The organism is Mesorhizobium sp. XAP4 (genome assembly GCF_029269325.1).
GTDB classification, from domain to species: Bacteria; Pseudomonadota; Alphaproteobacteria; order Rhizobiales; family Rhizobiaceae; genus Mesorhizobium; species Mesorhizobium ciceri.
Genome location: NZ_JARIXW010000002.1, coordinates 619,228 through 638,374, shown reverse-complemented (window position 1 = coordinate 638,374; position 19,147 = coordinate 619,228). Strand labels below are relative to the sequence as shown.

General features: G+C 63.2%; 18 protein-coding genes, 1 tRNA gene and 1 pseudogene. 12 read left to right on the top strand and 8 right to left on the bottom strand.

Features of this window, described 5'->3' with window-relative positions:
• Positions 1-222: 222 nt before the first annotated feature.
• Positions 223-299 (top strand) — tRNA-Arg (locus P3C39_RS11995).
• Positions 300-656: 357 nt separating this feature from the next.
• Here P3C39_RS11995 and P3C39_RS11990 read toward each other — a convergent pair.
• The 3 genes from P3C39_RS11990 to P3C39_RS11980 form a co-directional block, all read right to left on the bottom strand.
• Positions 657-1,127: a cyclophilin-like fold protein gene (locus tag P3C39_RS11990; protein WP_024502099.1), complete on the bottom strand. Its 471-nt coding sequence runs from the start codon at positions 1,125-1,127 to the stop codon at positions 657-659.
• 75 nt (positions 1,128-1,202) lie between these two features.
• Positions 1,203-2,297, bottom strand: a complete 1,095-nt coding sequence (locus P3C39_RS11985) for an alpha/beta hydrolase (RefSeq protein ID WP_275953294.1) — start codon at positions 2,295-2,297, stop codon at positions 1,203-1,205.
• Positions 2,288-3,418 carry an MFS transporter gene (locus P3C39_RS11980; RefSeq protein WP_263499100.1) on the bottom strand — a complete coding sequence of 377 codons (1,131 nt, stop codon included), beginning with the start codon at positions 3,416-3,418 and terminating at the stop codon, positions 2,288-2,290. Before P3C39_RS11980 ends, P3C39_RS11985 begins: the two co-directional genes overlap by 10 nt.
• 262 nt (positions 3,419-3,680) lie before the next feature.
• Between P3C39_RS11980 and P3C39_RS11975 the strand changes: the two genes are divergently transcribed.
• Positions 3,681-4,574 carry a LysR family transcriptional regulator gene (locus tag P3C39_RS11975; protein WP_063173508.1) on the top strand — a complete coding sequence of 298 codons (894 nt, stop codon included), beginning with the start codon at positions 3,681-3,683 and terminating at the stop codon, positions 4,572-4,574.
• Positions 4,575-4,850: 276 nt separating this feature from the next.
• Entirely contained in the window at positions 4,851-5,609 is a 759-nt protein-coding gene (locus P3C39_RS11970) for an SDR family NAD(P)-dependent oxidoreductase (protein WP_275953295.1), read from the top strand.
• 28 nt (positions 5,610-5,637) lie between these two features.
• On the opposite strand, the gene P3C39_RS11965 is transcribed toward P3C39_RS11970, so the two are convergent.
• Positions 5,638-6,207: a TMEM175 family protein gene (locus P3C39_RS11965; RefSeq protein ID WP_027161123.1), complete on the bottom strand. Its 570-nt coding sequence runs from the start codon at positions 6,205-6,207 to the stop codon at positions 5,638-5,640.
• 124 nt (positions 6,208-6,331) lie between these two features.
• On the bottom strand, positions 6,332-7,033 hold the full coding sequence (locus tag P3C39_RS11960; protein ID WP_164745804.1) for a GntR family transcriptional regulator: 702 nt from the start codon (positions 7,031-7,033) through the stop codon (positions 6,332-6,334).
• Positions 7,034-7,263: 230 nt separating this feature from the next.
• Here P3C39_RS11960 and P3C39_RS11955 point away from each other — a divergent pair, with 230 nt between their 5' ends.
• From P3C39_RS11955 to P3C39_RS11915, 9 genes and pseudogenes are all read left to right on the top strand, one after another.
• Entirely contained in the window at positions 7,264-8,304 is a 1,041-nt protein-coding gene (locus P3C39_RS11955; RefSeq protein WP_275953296.1) for an ABC transporter substrate-binding protein, read from the top strand.
• 82 nt (positions 8,305-8,386) lie between these two features.
• A complete protein-coding gene (locus tag P3C39_RS11950) occupies positions 8,387-9,469 on the top strand; it encodes an ABC transporter ATP-binding protein (protein ID WP_063169709.1) in 1,083 nt (360 codons plus the stop codon).
• Positions 9,469-10,395 carry an ABC transporter permease gene (locus P3C39_RS11945; protein ID WP_275953297.1) on the top strand — a complete coding sequence of 309 codons (927 nt, stop codon included), beginning with the start codon at positions 9,469-9,471 and terminating at the stop codon, positions 10,393-10,395. Before P3C39_RS11950 ends, P3C39_RS11945 begins: the two co-directional genes overlap by 1 nt.
• Positions 10,392-11,192, top strand: coding sequence for an ABC transporter permease (locus tag P3C39_RS11940; RefSeq protein WP_127369843.1), 801 nt, complete (start codon positions 10,392-10,394; stop codon positions 11,190-11,192). Before P3C39_RS11945 ends, P3C39_RS11940 begins: the two co-directional genes overlap by 4 nt.
• A gap of 64 nt (positions 11,193-11,256) precedes the next feature.
• Positions 11,257-12,843, top strand: coding sequence for a gamma-glutamyltransferase (gene ggt, locus P3C39_RS11935; protein ID WP_275953298.1), 1,587 nt, complete (start codon positions 11,257-11,259; stop codon positions 12,841-12,843).
• An 88-nt stretch (positions 12,844-12,931) separates the two neighbouring features.
• Positions 12,932-14,458 (top strand): acyl--CoA ligase, encoded by a 1,527-nt coding sequence (locus P3C39_RS11930; protein ID WP_027161128.1) that lies wholly within the window; start codon positions 12,932-12,934, stop codon positions 14,456-14,458.
• A 2-nt stretch (positions 14,459-14,460) separates the two neighbouring features.
• Positions 14,461-15,441 carry a 2-dehydropantoate 2-reductase gene (locus P3C39_RS11925; RefSeq protein ID WP_275953299.1) on the top strand — a complete coding sequence of 327 codons (981 nt, stop codon included), beginning with the start codon at positions 14,461-14,463 and terminating at the stop codon, positions 15,439-15,441.
• Between the two features lie 95 nt (positions 15,442-15,536).
• Positions 15,537-15,920: pseudogene (locus P3C39_RS11920) on the top strand (VOC family protein).
• Positions 15,921-16,024: 104 nt separating this feature from the next.
• On the top strand, positions 16,025-16,258 hold the full coding sequence (locus tag P3C39_RS11915; protein ID WP_024502111.1) for a hypothetical protein: 234 nt from the start codon (positions 16,025-16,027) through the stop codon (positions 16,256-16,258).
• 86 nt (positions 16,259-16,344) lie between these two features.
• Here P3C39_RS11915 and P3C39_RS11910 read toward each other — a convergent pair whose 3' ends face one another.
• The 3 genes from P3C39_RS11910 to P3C39_RS11900 form a co-directional block, all read right to left on the bottom strand.
• Positions 16,345-17,403 carry an aminopeptidase gene (locus P3C39_RS11910; protein ID WP_275953526.1) on the bottom strand — a complete coding sequence of 353 codons (1,059 nt, stop codon included), beginning with the start codon at positions 17,401-17,403 and terminating at the stop codon, positions 16,345-16,347.
• A 91-nt stretch (positions 17,404-17,494) separates the two neighbouring features.
• Positions 17,495-18,142: a class I SAM-dependent methyltransferase gene (locus P3C39_RS11905; RefSeq protein ID WP_275953300.1), complete on the bottom strand. Its 648-nt coding sequence runs from the start codon at positions 18,140-18,142 to the stop codon at positions 17,495-17,497.
• Positions 18,143-18,169: 27 nt separating this feature from the next.
• Positions 18,170-19,141: a branched-chain amino acid ABC transporter permease gene (locus P3C39_RS11900; RefSeq protein WP_024502115.1), complete on the bottom strand. Its 972-nt coding sequence runs from the start codon at positions 19,139-19,141 to the stop codon at positions 18,170-18,172.
• Positions 19,142-19,147 lie beyond the last annotated feature (6 nt).

Sequence of the window (19,147 nt, the reverse complement as noted above, 5' to 3'; positions counted from 1 at the left end):
CCGGCATGCATGGAAAGCGCATCGTCTGAACCACCCAGCACGATGCGCTTTGGTTGTTTTGAGGCGCTGAGAAGCGAGCTGTCATTGCCGAATGACACACCTGCGACAAAACTTTTGCCGGATCGGCTTGCTTTTCGGAAATTCAGTCGCTAGGGAACACGTCTCGTCGCGACCGGTCGTTCACGATCGGATCGCGGGGTCATGGAAAGCATGGCCTGTTGCGCGCCCGTAGCTCAGCTGGATAGAGCACCAGACTACGAATCTGGGGGTCAGGAGTTCGAATCTCTTCGGGCGCGCCAAAACCATTCATCGTTTCCCTGCGACGATATAGCTGCCGAATTGGTGCCTACGCGACGAGCGGGGAATAGCCTGCGAGCGAAAAAGCGTAGAAACGGCGGCGTTAGGCAGTAAAGAGTTCGAATCTCTTCAGATTGGCGGAGTTCCGACGCGGCCGGAGCGGAGTTCCAAGCGGTGATTGATGTGGATGGTGCCGACGACGATCTCCCGACAGGCGAGCATCATTTATTTGTATCAGATCATGGATCGAGGTCAGCAGGCGCTCATACCACTTGGTCGGCGTGTGTCAGTCACTCGAAACCTGCTTCGGTTTTCCGGCATCCGCGGCATTGTCCCCATGCGCAGCGGCCTTCCCGGGTTCAGGAAAGCATTTCGACGCGCAGCGGATGTTCTCCGCGCGTCAGAAGGGGCGCCGGGCCCTGGTCCAGTCGCCCGAGCCGGATCAGGCCGCGCGACCAGCGGTAGGGACCATGAAACATCGCCAGATTGCCCCAGGGGGCGTAGTAGCAGAGATCGCCAGTCGCCTCGTTGCCGAAGCGACCGCTGCCTTCCTCGGTGAGCTTGCGCGGCAGGTAGGCGATCTTCTCGTTGGTCGAATAGTCGTCGATCGTCAGATCCAGCGGCAGGATCGAGACCAGATCGTGCGCGGAAGGATTGTCCTCCAGCGTCGCCGTGAAATCCTGATCCCCGAAGATGAATCTAAGGCGCATGGTGGCTCCTTTCCTATCCGTGGCTGCGTCGGTCTGAGAGCGCACCGAAGAGGGGAGCGCGAGGCTGGCAGCACCTGCCAGCAAGGTGCGGCGCGAAAGCCATACGGCGGCGCGTGTCATTTAAAGCTCTCCCGGTCGGTGCGGCCATGTCCATCGTTCCTGCACACGGCCGCACCCTTCGACGATACGACCTGGTCAGGCAGCGAGATGCTGGTTGAAGAAGCTGGTCAGCTTGTCGAACGGGATCACGTCCACCTTGTCGTAAAGATCGGTGTGGCTGGCGCCTGGAATGATCATGAGTTCCTTCGGCTCCGCCGCTGCCGCGAAGGCGGTTTCGCTGAAGTAGCGCGAATGGGCCTTTTCGCCATGGATGAACAGGATCGGGCGCGGCGAGATTTCAGCGATGTAGGTCAGGATCGGCATATTCATGAACGACAGCGGCGTGGTCTGCGTCCAGGAATTGCCTGAGTTGACCGCGCGCGCATGGTAGCCGCGCGGCGTCCTGTAATAGTCATGGTAGTCGACCAGGAACTGCGCCTCGCCGCCGTGCAGGTCGTTGTAGGGTGGTTGATAGGCTGGCGCGCCGTTTTCCGCATCCGTCCAACGCTGCCGACCCAGTTGCTCCAATGTCTGTGCGCGCTGTTCGGGGGTCACGCTGTCGTTGTAGCCCTTCGACATAACACGGGTCATGTCGTACATGGTGCTCGCCACCACGGCCTTGACGCGCTTGTCTGCGGCGACGGCATTCAAAGCCATACCGCCCCAGCCGCAGATGCCGATGACGCCGATGCGCTCACGGTCGACGGCGGGGTGCAGGCCGAGATAGTCGACGGCCGCGCTGAAATCCTCGGTGTTGATGTCCGGCGAAGCGAGATTGCGCGGCTCGCCGCCGCTTTCGCCGGTGTAGGACGGATCGAAAGCCAGTGCGACGAAGCCGCGCTCGGCCATCGTCTGCGCGTAAAGGCCAGAGGATTGTTCCTTAACAGCGCCGAACGGACCGCCGACGGCAAGCGCCGGCAGACGTCCACCGGCCCGGTCCTTCGGCAGATAGAGATCACCCGACAGTGTGATGCCGTAGCGGTTCTTGAATGTGATCTTCTCGTGATCGATCTTATCGCTGAGCGGAAAGACCTTATCCCATTGCTTTGACATATTCTGAGCCTTTGCTTTGAAGGGGTTGGATATTGAAACTGCACCGAAGGCGGCGACGCCTGCGCCGGTCAACTTCAACAGTTCGCGCCGGTGGATGACGCTTGCCGAATTTTTCGTGTCAGGGGTATTCATGGGCATTTCCGATCTCCTGTTGGTATGAATTGGGATTGGGCAGTTCGTTGAACGAACGTCAGTGCGGGGCGTCCGGGCTTCAGCAACCGCCGGCCATTGCCGATCAGGGCGATTGCAAGGCCGGCGAGAACCACGCTGCCGGCGAAGGTCGCGAAGACCGTCATGCCATCCAGCAGCAGCCCGCCGACCACGGCACCGAGCAGGATCGACGCCTGGATGGCTGCGACCATCAGGCTTCCGGCGGCTTCCGGCGCATCGTCCGCGTTTTGGGACATCCACGTCATCCAGATCACAGACATTGCGGTGTTCGCCGCGCCCCAGAGAGCAAGGAAGAGGCCGGCGGCGGCTACCGAACCGCCGAGAAGCAGGAGTCCCAGCGTGCAACCGCCCATCAGCAGCGCGGGCAACCGCAGCAGCGGTGCGACATTGCCGCTCACGATACGCCCTGCCGCCCATGTTCCGAGGAAGCCCGCACAGCCCAGTACAAGCAACAGGATCGAGAGCGTCCCCACGTTGACGCCCGTCACCTGCTCCAGGAAGGGGCGGAGATAGGTGAACATGGTGAAGGCCGAGCCCCAGGATAACATCGAGGCAATAAGGCCGCGCAGGAAATGGGGGCGCTTCAGCAGGCCGAACATCGTCCGGAAATCCTGCCGCTGGCGCGCGGGCAACGACGGCAGCGCGATCAAGTGCCAGACGAGGTTGATGGCGACGATTGGCGTCAGCGCCCAGAACACCGCGCGCCAGCCGAACACGGCGCCGAGATAGCTGCCGATCGGCGCGGCGAAGGCCGCAGCGATCGCCTGTCCGCCATACATCAAGGCGAGCGCGCGCGGCACATCCCTTTCAGGGACCAGCCGCATGATGACGGCGGTGGCCAGTGCCCAGAAGCCGCCGATGCAGATGCCCAACAGGCCTCGACCGAGCATCAGCACGGAGAAATTCGGGGCCGCCGCAACCAGAACCAGTGACAACAGCATGAAAGCCGTCATCGCGACCAAGACCCATTTGCGGTTCAGCGTTCCAGCGGCAGTGGTGATGACCATGCTCGCCGCTATGGCGAAAAGACCGCTGATCGATATCGCCTGTCCGGTCTGTCCCTCAGTTGCGCGCAATCCTTCGGCCATGGGGGTGAGCAGGCTGACCGGCATGAATTCCGAGGCGATCAGCATTGCCACACACAGTGCCATCGAAAGAACCGCGCCCCAGGCGGCGTCCGGTTTGCTATCCGCATCGGTTGCGGCGGCAATCGCCATGTCGTTTGCTCCTGCTGAATTGTTGCAACGCAAAACTAGTGGCTTTGCCATAAAGCGATTAGCCATCGAAATTCGCATGAACTAATCGACCACATCGAATAATGTGCTGCGGCATGGCAAACGAGAGAAGCTCATGGCCAAAACCGACCTCAATCAACTGACGTGGTTTCAGGCCGTCGCCGAGGAGCGCAGCTTCACCAAGGCGGCGGCAAAGCTCGGCGTCGCGCAGTCGACGCTCAGTCACAGGATCAAGCAGCTCGAAGCGCAAATGGGCATACGCCTCCTGACCCGCACCACGCGCAATGTCGCGACGACCGCCGCAGGCGAGCGGCTGTTACAGACGATCGCCCCGCGCATCGGCGAAATCGAGGATGAGATCGCCGCGTTGATGGCGTTTCGTGAAAAACCCTCGGGCTCGATCAGGCTGACGCTGTCCGACCACGCGCTTGAAAGCGTGGTTTGGCCCAAGCTGAAGCCGATCCTCAGCGCCTATCCCGATATCGGTGTCGAACTGATCCTGGACAGCACGTTCCGCAACATCGTCGAGGAGGGCTTCGACGCGGGCGTCCGGTTGGGAGAGAGCGTCGAGAAGGACATGATCGCGGTCCGAATTGGTCCGGACTGGCGTTTGGTGGCCGTGGCTTCTCCCGACTATTTCGCCGCGCGTGGTGTGCCTGAGCACCCACAGGACCTGATCCGCCACGTCTGCATCAACATGCGTCACGAGACCGCCGGCGGTCTTTATGCATGGGAGTTCGAGAAGGATGGGCAGGCGTTGCGCGTCCGGGTAAACGGCCAGCTGACCTTCAACAATTCCTATGCCATGATCGACGCAGCCGTGCACGGCTACGGCATCGCCTATGTGCCCGAGAACATCGTGGAGCGGCACATCGCCTCGGGCCTGCTGGTGCAGGTCCTCGACGATTGGTCGCCGTTCTTCGACGGCTATTTCCTCTATTATCCGAGCCGTCGTCAGAATCTTCCCGCGTTCAAGGTCATCGTCGACGCGCTACGACATCGGAATTGAGACAAGAGGATCTAACCCGCGCGATTGGCTGCACGCCGAGCCCGTTTCGCCCCGCTCGCATAGCACCCACCTGCGGAAGATACGGTATTTTCCGGATCTCGGGCATCAAGATCGTCCTTCCCACGCCCGCTCTATCGCCACGCCTCGTTCGGCTCGTCTTCGCACGTCGAGAACGCACAGCGGGCGGGATGTTGCAGAGCAAATCTTCGCAGCGCCATCACCCCAATGTGCGTGGTAAGACCGCGACAGGCGCAACCAGCGGAGCCTGATTTGACCATGACCTCTACCCCCATCAAGCGCGCTTTGATCACCGGGGCCGGAGCGGCCGACGGCATCGGTTTCGCCATTGCCCGCCAGCTCGGCCATGCCGGCCATGCCGTTTTTCTCACCGGTGCCAGTGGGCGTGTGCTCGATCGCGCCGTTGAGCTCCGTGCAGAAGGCATCGACGCCAAGGCCGTGGTCGCCGATCTCACCATAGCTGCCGATGTCGCGCGGTTGCGGGCTGATGTCGGCGCGGTCGATATCGTTGTCAACAATGCCGGCATGGGCTCGCTGGCATCGCCATCGGTCGACAAGGCGTTTCTCGCCATGACCGAGGCCGACTGGGACCATGGGATCGACGTCAGCCTGAAGACGGCATTCCTCGTCACGAAGGCGTTTCTGCCGGCGATGGTCGAAGCGGGCTATGGGCGTATCGTCAATGTGGCGTCAGTCACCGGACCGCTGGTGTCTTTCGAAGGCACATCAGCCTATTCCGCCGCCAAGGCCGGCATGGTCGGCCTGACACGCACGCTGGCGCTCGAAGTGGCGAAAAACGGCATCACGGCCAACGCAGTGGCTCCCGGCTGGATCGAAACAGGGTCGTCGAGCGAGATGGAGCGGCAAGCCGCCCTGAATACGCCGCCGGCGCGGGCCGGGCGACCGGATGAGGTGGCCGCCGCGGTCGTGTTCCTGGCCTCGGAAGGCGCCAGCTATGTCAACGGCGCCCTGCTGGTGGTCGATGGCGGCAACAGCCTTCAGGAGCGCAAGGGCTGAAGCCGTCCAACGCGTCGGGTGCGAGAATTCAGCCTTTGCCCGAGCTTTTGCCTGCCCCCGGCGCTTCCGGCCTGAGATAGACGGCCAAGCAGCAGCAACAGATCGCCAAGCCCGCGACTGGATATTTCAGGGCGACCAGCCCCGCCAGCGCGAATAGGCAGAGCGTCGCGAGCGACCGGATGCGCATGCGCTTGCGCACCGCGAGCGGAACCGCGTTCTCCGGCATCGGGTCGATGAGTTCGCGGATCAGAAGAATGTAGGTCAGGTTCACCAGGAAGAAGACGGCGGCATAGAAGGCGACCGGCTGCGGCGCCAGCTCGCTGACCGCCATCCACGCGGTCGCCAGCGGCAGCAGCGAAACCGAGAACAGATGCGCGAAATTGTACCACATCAGGCTGGCTGTCGCCTCCCTGGCGTGGCGTAACAGATGATGATGGTTCGCCCAGACGATGGCGATGAAGAGATAGCTGACGCTGTAGCTCAGCCATGTCGGCCAGAGCTCCAGAAGCGCCTTGAACGTCGGCAACTCCGGCGGGCGCAAGTCGAGGACCAGCACCGTGATGAGGACGGCGAACACGCCATCCGAAAATGCGCTCAACCGATCGAGCCCTGTCGAGGGAAGCACTGGACCGTCCTCGTCGCAGTTCGTGAGACATATAGTAGTGCTGTCGATAGCAATATCCATGGCCGCTCGGACCATCTGACGCCGCCACCAGCGCCGCTCAGGACGCCTTGGCCAGAAAACTCTGGTAGTCCGATTTCGCCTGCAGCAGGCGCAGCACATTGTCGCGCGAGCCCCTTACGTGGGCGCGGGCCAGCGTGCCGGCTCGGGCGGCATCGCCGGCGCAGATCGCCTCGACGATCTCGGCATGCTCGTCGCGGGCGATCTTCCATTCGTCGAGCCACAACAGTTCGGTCCAGACATAGTGCTGGCACTTGTCGAGGATGCCGCACAGCATGCCATGCAGCATCGCATTGCCGCTGATTTCGGCGATGACGCGGTGCAGGTCGATGCCGACTTCGAGCTCCTGGAATTTTTCGCGCGTGGTGCGCTCCGGAATGGCGGCCAGCCGCTCGCATTCGGCCAGCATGGCACGCAGCCGCGCCTTGTCCTGTTCCGTCGCAGCAGCGGCGGCCAGTGCCGTCGCGTGGCCGTCGAGCAGTTCGCGGATCTCGAAGGCCTCGCGGAACATGTTGATGTCGAACTCGGTGACGACATAGCCCTGGCGCGGCCGGCCGGTGACCAGGCCGTCGCGCTCGAGGCGGTTGAAGGCCTCGCGCACCGGGGTGCGGCTGACAGTCAGCTTCGCCGCGATGTCGTTTTCGGTGACGCGTGAGCCCGGCGGAATCTGGCCGGTCACGATCATCGCCTTGAGCGCGGAATAGACCGAGTCGCGCAGCGTGTTTTTGGTTTCCTTGGCCAAGTTCCGTTTCCAGTTCTCCGGTCTTTCCGCCGGCATATGTTCTCACGCATAGCTGTATTCAAAGTCGGCGCGGTTTGCCACGCCCCGGCGCCCCATCTCCCAGCCCGGGTTGACGGCCCCAGGCGCGCCGATCGGTGTTGACATCGCTGATCCCCAAGCTACACTCAAAATTGTATACAAAATAGCATGCGAAATCAAAAACAATGGGAACACCGGTTGGAGAGCCGAAAATGAACAGGACCAGAAGCGTTAGCATTGCCGCGATGGCAGGCCTCATGGCCTCGCTGGCGGCCCCCGCCATGGCGGGCGACACCATCACCGTCGCCTCATGGGGCGGCACCTACCAGGAGGCGCAGACCAAGGCGTTTTTCAAGCCGACCGCCGACGCGCTCGGCATCACCATCAAGGAGGACACCACCAACGGCCTCGACGACGTACGGCTGCAGGTAACCGGCAATGCGGTGAAATGGGACATCACCGAGCTTGGCGCCGACGAATGCGCACGCGGCTCGAAGGAAGGGCTGTTCGAGAAGCTCGACTACGGCATTATCGACAAGAGCGGCATCAACCCGAAGCTTGTCCATGATGACTGGGTCGGCATTTCCTACACCTCCGTCGTGCTGATCTACCGGACCGACGTGTTCGGCGACAAAGGCCCCAAGACCTGGGCCGACTTCTGGAACGTGGAAAAATTCCCGGGACGGCGCGCGTTGAGCGGCAGCCAGGCGACCGAAACGCTGAGCGTCGCGGCTCTCGCCTCGGGCCTGCCGATCGACAAGGTCTATCCCGTGGATGTCGACGGCGCGCTGAAATCCGTCGACAAGATCCGTGGCCATGTCGACGCCTGGTGGACCTCCGGCGCGCAGGCCATGCAACTGGTGAAAGACGGCGAAGTCGACATGGCGAGCATCTGGAACGGCCGCGCCGGCACCTTGAAGAAGGAAGGCGCGCCGGTCAGTTTCTCCTTCGACCAGGGCGTGCTGACCGCCGACTGCATGGTCATCCCCAAGGGTGCCAAGAACAAGGAAGCCGCGATGAAGGCGCTTGCGATGTTCGTCAGCCCGCAGCTGCAGGCCAATCTGCCGCTCTACGTCGACAATGGCCCAGTAAACGAGAAGGCTTTCGAGACCGGCAAGATCCCGCAGGACAGGATCAAGGACATCAATTCGGCGCCCGAAAACGTCAAGAAACAGGTGCTGCAGGACGCCGAGTTCTGGCGCGACAATCTGGTCGAGGCGACGGAGAAGTTCAACAATCTGGTCCAGCAATAGGCCGCGGACACAAGCTTACGGCGGGCAGCGTAACCAGCCACTGCCTCGCCACCTGTTCTCTGCGGCTAAGGAGCGAAAAATCTTGTCCATTGCGCCATCCGCGTTGCCCATCGGCATGCGCGGGATCGAGAAACGATTTGGCAGCGTCCCGGTGCTGCGCGACCTTAACCTCGATGTCGAGGCCGGCGAATTCCTGACGCTGCTCGGCCCTTCCGGTTCCGGCAAGACGACGCTGCTGATGATCCTGGCCGGTTTCGTGCGGGCCAATGCCGGCTCGATCAAGGTCGGCGGCGACGAGATCATCACCACGCCGCCGCACAAGCGCAACATCGGCATGGTGTTCCAGAACTACGCGCTGTTTCCGCACATGAACGTCTTCCACAACATCGCCTTTCCGCTGAAGCAGCGCGGCGTCGCCGCCGCCGAGACGGCCGAACGTGTCGAGAAGGCGCTCGATCTGGTGAAATTGCAGGGCCTGGGCGAACGCCGGGTCGACCAGCTTTCCGGCGGCCAGCGACAGCGTGTGGCGCTGGCACGCGCCATCGTCTTCGAGCCGCGCATCGTGCTGATGGACGAACCCTTGTCGGCGCTCGACAAGGGCCTGCGCGAGCACATGCAGATCGAGCTGCGCGCCCTGCATCGCCGGCTCGGCATGACCACCGTCTATGTCACGCACGACCAGCGCGAAGCCATCACCATGTCCGACCGCATCGCGGTCATGAACGCCGGGCGCATCGAACAGCTCGACAAGCCTGAAACCCTCTACGCCAGGCCGCAAACGCGATTTGTAGCCGGCTTCATCGGCGAATCGAATTTCATTCCGGTCGAGTGCCGCAACGGCTCCGTCTGGTACGAGGACCGGAGAATCCATACCGCGGCACCAGTGCCGGCGGCAGGCCAGCACCTGATGGTGGTGCGGCCGGAAAAGCTGCGGCTCCTGGCAGACGCCGAACCGACAAGCGGCGTCAACGTGCTCGAGGCGAAAGTCAGCGACATCATCTATCAGGGCGACAGCTTCGTCTGCTACGCGGCGTTGCGCGACGGCCGCCAGCTGACTTTGCGCGACTACTGCCGCAGCGATGTGCTGGCCAAAATGCCGGCGCCCGGCCAGCCAGTCTCATTCGGTCTCGATGCGCAGGACACGATCCTGGTGGCGGCAGACTGATGAGCGCGCAGCCCGCCCTCATGGAAGAGATCGGCAGCGCCGCAGGCCGGGAGCTCAACACGCAGGGACTTCACGCCGACGCCCGGCGTGAATCACTACGGCTGCTGGCGCTGTTGTCGCCAAGCCTGCTTCTGGTCTTCGCCATCATCATCGTGCCGATCGGCTGGCTGTTCTGGCTGTCGCTGTTCGACGAAGCGGGCGGCTTCAGCGCCGCCAATTATGCGCGATTCTTCGAGCAGGCCTCCTACATCAAGACCTTCATCACCACCTTCAAGGTCGCCTTCATCGTCACCGGCGCCTGCGTGCTGCTCGGCTATCCCTTGGCCTACATGCTGTCGCAACTGCCGCGGCGGGCGGCGTCGATCTGCCTGATCTTCGTCATCCTGCCGTTCTGGACATCGGTTCTGGTGCGCACCTATGCCTGGCTGGTGATCCTGCAGCGCAAGGGACTGATCAACAGCTGGCTGATCGATCTCGGAATCATCAGCCAGCCGCTATCGCTCGCCAACAATTTTTCCGGCGTCGTCATCGGCATGACGCACATCTTGCTGCCGTTCTTGGTGCTGCCGCTCTACGCCTCGATGAAGACCATCGACACCGACTGCCTGCGCGCCGGCATGAATCTCGGCGCCGGCCCGGCTGCCACCTTCCGGCAGATCTTCTTTCCGCTGTCGCTGCCAGGCCTCGCCTCGGGCGTGGTCATCGTCTTCGTGCTCTGCCTGGGCTTCTTCGTCACGCCGGCTTTGATGGGCGGCGGCAAGGTCATCATGTGGGCGATGCGCATGGAACAGACCACCAGCCTCTATTCAAACTGGGGCGCGGGTGCAGCACTGGGCGTGGTGCTGCTGGTGGTGACGCTGGCGCTTCTCGGCCTGTTCCAGTGGCTGCTCGGCGCGCGTGCCACCGGCGTGTGGAGTTCGAGATGAGTAGGGATCTCGGCCTGCCTATCTCGCACCGGCAACGCCTATGGCTCTATTGCTTCGGCGGCCTCGTGCTGCTGTTCCTGATCGCACCGTCGATCATCATCGTCATCATGTCGTTTTCCGATTCGACGCTGCTGCAATTCCCGCCGCAGCAATGGTCGCTGCGCTGGTACCAAGCCTATTTCGGGTCGCTGGAGTGGCGCGATGCCACGATCGTCTCGGTCAAGGTGGCTGTCATGACCGTGCTGGTGGCGACGCCGCTCGGCACCGCGGCCGCCTATGCCATCAACCGGGGCACGCTGCGCTTCAACGGCACCATCAACGCGCTGCTGACGGCGTCGCTCATCGTCCCTGTGATCCTGATCGGCATCGGCACCTTCTTCCTCTATGCGCGCATCGGCCTCAACAACACGCTGACCGGCCTGGTCATCGCGCATACGGTGCAGGCGCTGCCGTTGGTGGTGCTGACCGTGCTGTCGGGATTGCGCTCCTACGACATGAACCAGGAGCGCGTGGCGCGCAGCCTCGGCGCCGGCCGCGTCGCCGCCTTCTGGCAGGTGACGATGCCGCAGATCCGCTTCTCGATTGTCTCGGGCGCGCTGTTTGCCTTCATCACCTCCTTCGACGAAGTGGTGGTGTCGCTGTTCATCTCGGGCGGCGAGACGACGACATTGACGCGCCGTATGTTCAATGCGCTGCGCGACCAGATCGACCCGACGATCGCCGCCATCTCGACCTGCCTGATCGTTCTGTCGGTCGTGCTGTTGTCGGTTGCGCAGATCTTCGGCCGGCGGCATTGATTTCACCAGATCAATTCGCAGAAGCGACCAATTTGCAGAAGTGACTAGGGGATATTCAGACAGAATGCGTGATTTCCAGTTTCCCGGCCGCTCGCCGGTTCGTGCCACCGAGGCGGTTGCCGCGACCTCGCATCCGCTTGCAACGCTTGCGGCCATCGACATGCTGCGCTCCGGCGGCAATGCCATGGACGCCGCGGTCTGCGCCGCCGCCGTGCAGGGTGTGGTCGAGCCGCAATCGACGGGCATCGGTGGCGACTGCTTCGTGCTTTATTCTCCCGGAGGACAAGGCAATGTGCTGGCCTTCAACGGCTCGGGGCGAGCGCCGGCCAGGGCGACGGTCGGCTGGTATCTCGAAAAAGGCTTCGACCGCATCCCGCTGCAGGGTCCGCATGCGGTCACCGTACCGGGCGCCGTCGACGCCTGGAGCCGCCTGCTCGAAGACCATGGCCGCAAGGGCCTTGCCGAGGCGCTGACGCCGGCCATTCACTATGCCGAGAACGGCTATGTCGTGCACGACCGCGTCGCCTTCGACTGGGCCGAGCCGGAGACCGACCTGTCGGCCGACGAGCATGCCGCGCGCATCTTCCTGCCCGGCGGCAGGGCGCCGAAGGCGGGTGACGTCCATCGGCAGCCGGAACTGGCGGCGACCTTGCGCATCATCGCCAAACACGGCCGGTCCGGCTTCTACGAAGGCGCGGTCGCCGACGATATGGTGAGCCGGCTTAACGAATTGGGCGGACTTCATACGGCCGAGGATTTCGCCGCGACCAGAGGCGACTATGTGGCGCCGGTCAGCACCTCCTATGGCGGCCATGAGATCCACCAGATGCCGCCGAACAATCAGGGGCTGACGGCGCTTTTGATGCTCAATTTGCTGTCGGGCTTCGAGCTTGGCGGGCTCGACCCCAACGGCGCCGAACGCCTGCATCTGGAGATCGAGGCCGGGCGCCTGGCTTACCGCGACCGCGACCGCTATGTCGGCGACCAGGACCATGTCCCGGTGCCCCTGAAGCAGCTCCTGTCCGGCGCCTATGCCGACCGGCTACGCGCCGAGATCGACCGCGACCGCGCCATGACGCATCTGCCGCGCGTCGAGCTGCCCGGCAGCGACACGGTCTATATCTCCATCGTCGACCGCGACCGCAACGCGGTCTCCTTCATCAACTCGACCTATTATTCGTTCGGCAGTGGCGTCGTCGGCCCGAAGACCGGTATCGTGCTGCAGAACCGTGGTTCGAGCTTCCGCCTCGACCCGGCGCATCCGAACGCGATCGCGCCGGGCAAGCGGCCGATGCACACGATCATGCCGGGCATGGCGACGAAGAACGGCCGCGTGGTGATGCCGTTCGGCGTCATGGGCGGCGGTTACCAGCCGTTTGGCCATGTCCACCTGCTCACCAACATGATCGATTTCGGCATGGACCCGCAGCAGGCACTGGATGCGCCGAGGGTGTTTTACAACGATGACACAGTGGAAGCCGAGCGTGGCGTTCCCACTGATGCAACCGAGGGCCTGCGCCGGCGCGGCCACCGCATCGCCGAACCGCATCATCCGCTTGGCGGCGGGCAAGTGGTGCTGATCGACTGGGAGAAGGGGACGCTGACCGGCGCTTCCGATCCACGCAAGGATGGTTTGGCGCTTGGCTATTGAGGCGATCCGTTGTCCAATGGCGCCCATATCGAGGCAAGCCCGTCAGAAGGGCTCTCGCCAGTAATCGTTCGAAATCCAGCCGGTGATCATGACCCAAACTGAAACCCACGCAGATCTCTCCCGCCGTCTCGCCGCCGGCGCCGACGACGCCCCCGCCATTCTGGCGCCCGATAGGGCAACGCTCAGCCATGGCGGATTGCGCAGCATGATCGCCGACACGGCAAAACAGCTGCATGCGCGCGGCATCGGCCGCGGCGACAGGGTGGCGATCGTGCTGCCGAACGGGCCCGAGATGGCCACCGCCTTCGTCGCCGTGGCGGCCGCCGCCTCTACGGCGCCGCTCAACCCCGCCTACCGGGCCGACGAGCTCGATTTCTACCTGACCGACATCGGCGCCAAGGCGATCCTTGTCGCGGAGGGTGAGACCGGCCCCGCGGTGACGGTGGCCGAGCGCCTCGGCATCGGCGTGCTGCGGCTCGTCGTGCAGCCTGGCACACCCGCCGGCAGTTTTGCTATCGAGGGCGCGGCGATCGGACCGAAGGCCGCGCCCGACATGGCGCAAGACAGCGACATTGCGCTGCTGCTGCATACCTCCGGCACGACATCGCGTCCAAAACTGGTGCCGCTCAGCCATGCCAACATCGCGGCCTCGGCAGCTCATATCGGCGGCACGCTTGGCCTGACGGCCGATGACCGTTGCCTCAATATCATGCCGCTGTTCCACATTCACGGCCTGATCGCGGCCGTGCTGTCGTCGCTGGCTGCCGGCGGCAGCATCTACTGCACGCCGGGTTTCAACGCGCTGCGCTTCTTCCAGTGGCTGAGCGAGGCGCAGCCGAGCTGGTACACGGCGGTGCCGACCATGCATCAGGCGATCCTGGCCCGCGCGGCACGCAACACCGAGGCGCTGGCGGCGGCGCGCCTGCGCTTCATCCGCTCGTCCTCGGCGTCGCTGCCGGCGCAGGTCATGACTGAGCTGGAAGCGACCTTCGGCTGCCCAGTGATCGAATCCTACGGGATGACCGAGGCGGCTCACCAGATGGCCTCGAACCGGCTGCCGCCGGGCCAGCGCAAGCCCGGCAGCGTTGGTGCCTCCGCCGGGCCGGAGGTGGCTGTGATGGCGCCCGACGGGCGGCTGCTCGATGCAGGCGAGACCGGCGAGATCGTCATCCGCGGGCCCAATGTCACGACGGGCTACGAAAAGAACCCGGATGCCAACGCCACGGCTTTCGCGCATGGCTGGTTCCACACCGGCGACCAGGGCGTGCTGGACGGGGACGGCTATCTCAGGGTCACCGGTCGGCTCAAGGAGATCATCAATCGCGGCGGCGAAAAGATCTCGCCACTCGAGGTCGACGATGTGCTGATGGACCATCCGGCGGTGGCGCAGGTCGTCACCTTCGCCATGCCGCATGGCAAGCTTGGCGAGGAGGTGGCGGCGGCGGTTGTGCTGCGCGAAGGCATCAGCGCCACCGAGGGCGACATCCGCACCTATGCCGCGACGCGGCTTGCCGACTTCAAAGTGCCGCGCAAGATCCTGATCCTGGACGAGATCCCCAAGGGCGCGACCGGCAAATTGCAGCGCATCGGCCTTGCCGCCAAACTCGGGCTTTGACGATGAAGATCACCATCTTCGGCGCCGGTGCGATCGGCGGCTATCTCGCTGCCAAGCTTGCCGCCGCCGGCCGCACCGATCTCTCGATCGTCGCGCGCGGCGCCCATCTGGAAGCGATCAAGGCAGATGGCCTGCGCCTGATCGAGGATGGCCAGGAGACGTCCGTCCCCGTCCGGGCCGCCGCCAAGGCCGAGGAACTTGGCGTGCAAGATTATGTCGTGCTGGCGCTGAAGGCCCATTCCCTCACCCCGGCGCTCGACCAGATCGCACCGCTGCTTGGGGACCACACATCAGTCGTCACCATGCAGAACGGCGTGCCGTGGTGGTATTTCCACGGCGTCGGCGGGCCACTCGAAGGCACCAGGCTGAACGCGGTCGATCCCGGCGGCGCGATCTGGCAGCGGATTGGACCGGACCGCGTCATCGGCTCGGTCGTCTATCCCGCGGTCGCGGTCGATGCGCCGGGGCTCATCCGCCATGTCGAGGGCAAACGCTTTTCGCTCGGCGAACCTTCGGGCGAGCGCAGCGAACGGGTCACGCTTCTGGCCGAGGAGATGGTCAAGGGCGGCTTGCAGGCGCCGGTGCGCGAAGACATCCGCAGCGAGATCTGGGTAAAACTGTGGGGCAATCTCTCCTTCAACCCGATCTCGGCGCTGACCGGCAGCACGCTTGCCGCGATCGTTGTCGACGAGGGCACCCGCACGCTCGCCCGCACCATGATGCTGGAGGCGCAGGCGATCGGCGAAAGCCTCGGCGTGCGTTTTCCCATCGCGGTCGATCGGCGCATCAAGGGCGCCGGCGATGTCGGCGAGCACAAGACCTCGATGCTGCAGGACCTGGAGCGTGGCCGGCCGATGGAGATCGACGCGCTGGTGAGCGCGGTGCAGGAACTTGGCAGGCTAACGGACAAGCCGACCCCGACCATCGATGCCGTGCTGGCGCTGGTGCGGCGGCTGGCGATGGAACGCGGGTGTTATGGATAATGGGCTCGGGGTTGATCAGCACCGTGGCGAGGGCGCGACGATCCAGGCCTTGAAGCGCCTTGGCCTCATCTCCCAGCTTGACCAGGGTTAGCAGCATGCTGAACGCCATTCACCACGTCGCGCTCATCTGCACCGACTAAGACCGGTCGCGACGGTTCTACGTCGAACTCCTCGGCCTCGATCTGATCCGGGAGGTTTATCGGGAGGAGCGGCAGTCATGGAAGGCGGATCTGCGGATCGGGTCGGCCCAACTGGAATTGTTCTCCTTCCCTGCACCGGCGATGCGGCCGTCCCACCCAGAGGCTACAGGCCTAAGACATCTGGCATTCGCGGTGGCTAATCTTGATCCCGTGATTATCCGGCTGGAAGCCGCAGGCGTTGCCGTCGAGCCAATCCGGATCGATCCATACACAGACCAACGGTTTACCTTTTTCAGGGACCCGGATGGATTGCCGCTGGAACTCTACGAAGCCCCATAAGGAACGGTTCGATTTCACGATGGGCGCTTTGTACTGACGGTCTCGGTATCGGCGGACCGCGAATCTGTGCTAAGCGCCGCCCAACCAACCAAAGGACGACACCAATGAGCGAACTGACCGTGGCCGAGGCGACCGAGAGCATCTATGCCTCGCTCCGGGCGGACAATGCCGACATCGACACACATATCGCGGCGCTTAAGGCGGCGCTGACGCGAGAGGGGATCAAACAGGCGGTGTTCGATCCGACCAAGCTGGCGCAGAACAACCGCTCGGGCCGCAAGTTGATGCAGGCTTATTTTCGGCAACGCGGCGTGAGCGTGACGTTTTCGGACCAATAGAACCGCGCACGGGCGATCTCAACCGTGTGATTGGTTGGTTTCGGACGCATGTTCTCCGACGCTCCGGGCCCTCCCATTTGGCCGGTTCAATAACAGCGATCTGCCGCCGCAAGGGCTTCGGCACGGTGAGCTTGGTCCAGTGCGCCAATCCGTCGGACCGACGCATAGAACCTGACATAGTCGCCCGAGCACAGATCGAACAGGCGGAGAAACGCGGTCACCCGATCGCTATAGACGGAAGTCGCGGCGAGCTTTGCATTGTTGATCGGGGAAGCGAACCAGGCATCGTATCCCCGGTATCGGCCCCAGCGCCTGTCGCGCATGTGTCGGTAGCGCATCCGCAGCCGTTCGATCGCCGCCGTCTTCGCGGCCAGTTTTTGCTCCGAGGTTCCGGCGTTGGAATAGACTTTCGCCAACTCGTCCCGTGTTTGCGACACCAGCGCAAGAAATTCAGCTTTGCGCCTCCGGGCGGCTTCGTAACGGCGCAATGCTGCGGTATCGCCAGCCGCGCGCAGCCATTTTTTCACGCCGGTCGTTTCGACGGCGACAGCGAACGACTCGTTGAATGCGGAATCGTCGTGCACGTAGACGCGCTGGTGGGCCAGTTCATGGAACACCAGCCCCGCAAGATAGGTTTTATCCTCGCTGAACATCGTGCTCAGCAGCGGGTCACTCGACCAGCCAAGCGTGGAATATGCGGTGATGCCCGTCACATAGACATCCATGCCCTGTCCTTGAAGTTCGGCAGCGGTTTCAATTGCGGATTTCCTGGAGAAATATCCCCGGTAGGGCACGCAGCCGAAAACGGGAAAACACCATGTTCGCGGCGTCAGCGAGAATGCCGGCGCGGCGAAGACGGCCCATGTCACCGAGTCCCGACCGATATCGACGTAGCTGCGGTAGCTGTTGTTGTCGGGCAGCGCCAGTTCATCCGTTGCGAATTGTCGTATGGCGCTCGCCGATGCCATTCGAGCGCGCAATGCCTTCGGCGTCGAAGGGTCCTCGATCAGTTTTCCGACATCCTGGCGCGCCGTCATGATCCTCAGATGACCCTGCACGGATTGCGCGTAGTAGGAAACACTGGTGCAGCCGGTCACGCCGGACACCACGATCATAACGGCAAGCAATCGAAAGAATGCGCGCATCACGATTTGCCCACAGCAGTGCTCCCGTACCGATCGGGCGATTGTCGCGATTGCCCCAGGTCGCAAGCAGCCGCATCGGTTTGATCGAGGTCTATAGCTTTCTAAAGAATCCGGACAGAATATTCGGACCCACTTCCCCAGGGCGCAGTCTGATCCCGTCCTCGAAGCCGTTCAGCGTCATGCATTCGAAGCCGCTGTGTGCGAGGAGTGCCACCAGCGAGTCACGATCGAAGTGGTGGAGGTGCTCGTCGGGAAGACGCATACGCCACGTCCGGAACCAGGCGTCGCCGTCGGCGCCGAGCTCGCGCCAGCGGCAATAAGGGACGGCGACGGCAAGGTAGCGGGCCTTAAGCCGGGCGAGGAAACCCAGATTCGGGATATGCTCAAGCACATCGAACATGGCGACGAGATCCCACGAGCTGGAGAGCGCCTCATCCCAATCGACGAAGCGGACGCCCTTGGGCAGCGGAAACCTGGTTATGTCGCAGCCGGCGCAGTCGGCGACCCCGGTTATTTTCGCGGCTTCGATGAATGTGCCGGTGCCATATCCAATCTCCAGCACGGACCGGGGAATCTCGCCAGTGATTCCCAGCACCCAGCCGAGTCGCTGATATCCGAGCTTGATGGTCCGGTCACTCAGGTCCTCGTAATAGGAAATGTACTGCTTGTCATACTTGATCGGTTTGGAGTCGACCTGGTGGATCACGCCAAACCCGTCCACCGCGTAGTTGTCCAACATTGGCGTGCGGCCCCCAGGTTCCGGTGCTCAGTCCTTGCCCGCCCGCTTGAAAATCCGCGCATAAAATTCGCCGACGATGCCGCGCCGGAAGATCAGCACGCACACCATGAAGATGAGGCCGGTGGCGATGGTCACCGGAAAGCCGGAAGTGGCAAGCGTGTTTTCCAGGCCGATGACAAGGCTGGCGCCGATGATCGGCCCGACCATGGTGCCGATGCCGCCGAGAAGCGTCATCAGGATCACCTCGCCCGACATCTGCCAGGTGACGTCGGTGAGCGTGGCGAACTGGAAAACGATCGCCTTGAGCGAGCCGGCCAGCCCGGCCAGGGCCGCCGACATGACGAAGGCGCCCAGCTTGTAGTTGGCGACGGAATAGCCCAGCGAAATGGCGCGGTTCTCGTTCTCGCGGATCGAGCGCAGGATCATGCCGAACGGCGAGTTGACGATGCGCCAGATGGCGAAGACGCCGATCAGGAACACCGCCAGCACGAAGTAATACATGTTCAGCGAGACGTTCAGGTCGAGGACGCCAAGCAGCATGCCGCGCGGCACGCCCTGAATGCCGTCCTCGCCTTGCGTGAAGGGCGACTGCACGCAGAAGAAGAAGAACATCTGCGACAGCGCCAGCGTGATCATGGCGAAATAGATGCCTTGCCGGCGAATGGCGAAAAAGCCCATGACAAGGCCGAGCAAGGCCGCACCCGCCATGCCGAGCAGAATGCCGGCTTCCGGCGGCCAGCCCCAGACCTTGACGGCATGCGCGGTGAAGTAGGCGGCGCCGCCGAAGAAGGTGGCGTGGCCGAACGATAAGAGCCCGGTATAGCCGAGCAGAAGATTGAACGCGCAGGCAAACAGCGCGAAACACAGCATCTTCATCAGGAAGATCGGATAGATCAGGAAAGGCGCTACCAGCAGCGCCAGGATGCCGAGCCCGACCAGCATCCATTCAAGCCGTGCCGAGGTTTTGGCCGATGCCTCGCGAAGCGTCAGTTCGGTCATGTCAGA